At 56.8% G+C, this 3,574-nt stretch carries 3 protein-coding genes; 2 read left to right on the top strand and 1 reads right to left on the bottom strand.

Translation table 11 applies throughout. The features are described 5' to 3' along the window. Positions 1–1,426, top strand: a 1,426-nt coding sequence (locus tag Q0341_RS11365; protein ID WP_299513315.1) for a DEAD/DEAH box helicase, incomplete at its 5' end; no start/stop codon positions are given. A gap of 609 nt (positions 1,427–2,035) precedes the next feature. Here Q0341_RS11365 and pyrE read toward each other — a convergent pair. Then, positions 2,036–2,740 carry an orotate phosphoribosyltransferase gene (gene pyrE / locus Q0341_RS11360; RefSeq protein WP_299513312.1) on the bottom strand — a complete coding sequence of 235 codons (705 nt, stop codon included), beginning with the start codon at positions 2,738–2,740 and terminating at the stop codon, positions 2,036–2,038. A gap of 10 nt (positions 2,741–2,750) precedes the next feature. Between pyrE and Q0341_RS11355 the strand changes: the two genes are divergently transcribed. After that, positions 2,751–3,542: an exodeoxyribonuclease III gene (locus Q0341_RS11355; protein WP_299513309.1), complete on the top strand. Its 792-nt coding sequence runs from the start codon at positions 2,751–2,753 to the stop codon at positions 3,540–3,542. Positions 3,543–3,574 lie beyond the last annotated feature (32 nt).

The raw sequence follows: 3,574 nt of genomic DNA, 5'->3' as shown, positions 1-3,574 counted from the left end.
GAAGTTGGTCGGACCGATGCCGAAGTCGCTTACGGTGACGCTGGCCAACCTGATATATTTTGAAAAGGCAGAACTCCCACAGTCACTGGCCAATCGGCTGATTCGTTTGGCGGCCTTCCAGAATCCTGAGTTTTACAAAAAGCAGGCGATGCGCTTTTCGGTGTGGGATGAACCGCGTGTGATTGGTTGCGCCGAAAACCACCCCAACCATATTGCGTTGCCGCGCGGTTGCCTGGATGCCGCGCTGGCGCTACTTCGTGACAATTCGATTGGCTTCGAACTGATCGACGAACGATACGTGGGCTTGCCACTGGACGTTGCGTTTGCGGGTACTTTGCGGCCAGATCAAGAGTTCGCCGTTGCCTCCATGCTGCATCACGATGCGGGCGTCCTGTGCGCACCGACGGCCTTTGGCAAAACGGTGACGGCCGCTGCGATGATTGCGCGCCGTGGCGTCAACACGCTGGTGCTGGTGCATCGAACCGAACTGCTCAAGCAATGGCAGGAGCGCTTGCAATCATTCCTGGGCGTTGGCAAGGGCGTGGTCGGCACCATCGGCGGCGGCAAGGCGAAACCAACCGGAAAAATCGACATTGCGGTGATGCAATCGCTGTCGCGCCAGGGCGAAGTGAATCCGCTGGTCGAAAATTACGGCCACGTGATAGTGGACGAATGCCATCACGTCGGCGCGGCATCGTTCGATGCGATTTTGAAGCAGGCCAAAGCCAAATACGTGCTCGGGCTGACGGCCACACCGATCCGTCGTGATGGTCAGCAGCCGATTATTTTCATGCAATGCGGGCCAACTCGCCACACCGCAGCCAAGCCCACAGGTGCGCCGCACGATCTGGCGGTCACGCCCTGCATGTTGCACTCGCGGATAGATTTGCCGCAGGAGGCGGGGATTCAGGATGTATTCCGGCACCTTGCCATTGATCAAGCCCGAACAGACGCGATTGCTGCCGAGGTCATCAACGCTTACGGCCAGGGCCGCAAGGTGCTGGTGCTGACCGAGCGCACCGAACATCTCGATGCCATACAAACTGCCTTGGGCGACAAGGTGCCATCCTTGTTTGTCCTGCACGGGCGGATAGCCAAGAAGCAGCGCGCCGCACTGATCGCGGAACTGGGCGCGTTGCCACCTGATGCGCCGCGTGTCCTGCTGGCGACCGGCAAGTTGGTTGGAGAAGGGTTCGATCATCCCCCGCTGGATACCTTGGTGCTGGCCATGCCGGTGTCGTGGAAGGGGACCTTGCAGCAATACGCGGGCCGATTGCACCGCGAGCACGCGACCAAGATCGATGTGCGCATCATCGACTTTGTCGATACCGGCCACACAGCGCTGCTGCGGATGTGGGATAAGCGGCAGCGTGGTTATCGAGCAATGGGGTATCGGGTGGGCTCGGATGACTTAAGTGACTTCTGACTTGCCAGTGATAAGAAAACTTACTTTAATTGTTGCAAGTCAAATTAAAGAACACTTTAATGGGTGGGGGGGTAGAAATCTCTACGACCCATGTTCAAAGATGCGTGCGCCTGCACAGATTTTTGTGCGTGCAAATTGAAAATAATTTTTTATGGGCGACCTCGTGGGTGCTCAAAGGCGCTTTAACAGGCCTGTCAACCGCCTTTGATAACAATTTGCGGTATTTTTGACGGTATGTCAAAATAAATTCTTTAGAAAACCTTTACTTCATGCGGGCCACAGTCCGGTTTGCGATCCCCGCCAGCGCACCAAGCCTACAAAATCGGTGCTGAGCTCCAGCTCCAAGACTTGGGCAAACAGAGCAAGTTTTAAAACGGTGTTCAGCGCGTCTGCAAAACCCCATAGACCCCTTGACGAAACTTGGCTATCACCGAGTGGCCGGCACGCCCGTCAAATAAGCATGCAACTCAACGGCGTTTAAGGGGCCAGAGACGATCTGAATAGAAGAGCTGGCACTTGAGGGCATTTCAGATACAAAGTCTTTTCTCCATTGATCAAACTGACAGACAAAAGGTGCGCAGGCAGGTCAAGCGGTCATCAGGCCGCACCTTAAACGCCGTAGCGGTCTCGGTAAGCTTGCACACGGCTGTGGTGCACCAAAAGCGCTGGTGTGCTTTGAGATGACAAAAACGCCAAAAGGTCAGACAACTGGGCAATGGTGCAGACCTGCATGCCCAAAGTGTTGCGCACATACTGAACAGCGCTGTGCGAGACGTCTTGCACCGATCCGTCAGGCTGCTTTTCGGTGGCCATTTCTTGGCGGTCCAGGGCAATGGCGATCGCGTGCGGCGTGGCTCCGGCAGCCTGAATCAGCGCAATCGACTCGCGGGCAGCTGTCCCAGCGCTCATCACATCGTCCACGATGAGCACCCGGCCCTGCAGAGGTGCGCCCACCAAACTGCCGCCTTCGCCGTGGTCTTTGGCTTCTTTGCGGTTGTAGGCAAAGGGCACGTTTTTGCCCAAGCGCGCCAACTCAATGGCCACGGCCGCGCCCAGTGGGATGCCCTTGTAGGCGGGACCAAAAATCATGTCGAATTCGATGCCGCTGGCCAGCAAGGCTTTTGCATAGAATTGCGCCAATCGGCTCAACTTGGCGCCATCGTCAAACAACCCGGCGTTGAAGAAATAAGGGCTCATGCGTCCCGCTTTGGTCTTGAATTCGCCAAAGCCCAGCACGCCCGAGTCGACTGCAAATTGCACAAATTCTTGAGCGAGCGCCTGCATGCCGGCGCTGCTTGCCTGTCCTGTCACCATGGGGAAATCCTTGTTCAAACTCACCAGCCTTAACCTCAACGGTATCCGCTCCGCCACGACCAAAGGGGTCGAAGCCTGGCTGATGCAAGAGAAACCCGATTGTATTTGCGTGCAGGAAGTCAAAGCCCAGGCGGCCGATGTGGCGGGCAAGTTTGAAGCGCTGGCAGGCATGCAAGGCCATTTCCAGTTTGCAGAGAAAAAAGGCTACTCGGGTGTGGGTGTCTACACCCAACACGAGCCCAGCGACGTGGTGGTTGGGTTTGACGGTGGCGAGTTTGACGCCGAGGGCCGCTATGTGGAGCTGCGTTTTGACACCCCAACCCGCAAGCTGTCCATCATCAGCAGCTATTTTCCCAGTGGTTCATCTGGACCCGAAAGGCAAGAGGCCAAATACCGCTTTCTGGACAAGATGTACCCTCACCTCATGGCGCTCAAGGGCGAACGAGAGTTTGTGCTGTGTGGCGATGTGAACATCGCCCACCAACTAGCCGACCTGAAAAACTGGCGCAGCAACCAAAAGAACAGCGGTTTTTTACCCCAAGAACGTGAGTGGATGACCCGCCTCACCCAAGAGGGCGGCGTGGTGGATGTTTACCGCCGCTTGCAGCCTGATGCCACCGACGCTTGCTACACTTGGTGGAGCAATCGCGGTCAGGCCTATGCCAAAAACGTGGGCTGGCGGCTGGATTACCACTTGGCGACAGCTGCCGTGGCCGACAAAGCCCGCACTGAGCACATCTACAAGGGCGAGAAATTTTCAGACCACGCGCCGATCACGGTCGAATACGACTTGGACCTCTGAGCGACCCCCGAAGGACATCCGCCCCTGCAGAC

The sequence above is a fragment of the uncultured Limnohabitans sp. genome, assembly GCF_937889215.1.
GTDB lineage: Bacteria > Pseudomonadota > Gammaproteobacteria > Burkholderiales > Burkholderiaceae_C > Limnohabitans_A.
Note: the sequence above shows the minus strand (reverse complement) of the source record. Positions and strands in the feature narration are given on the sequence as shown.

Bases quoted from the DNA above. Each gene is read 5' to 3' on its own strand.
- pyrE (WP_299513312.1), bottom strand. From the start codon at position 2,740: ATGGTGACAGGACAGGCAAGCAGCGCCGGCATGCAGGCGCTCGCTCAA.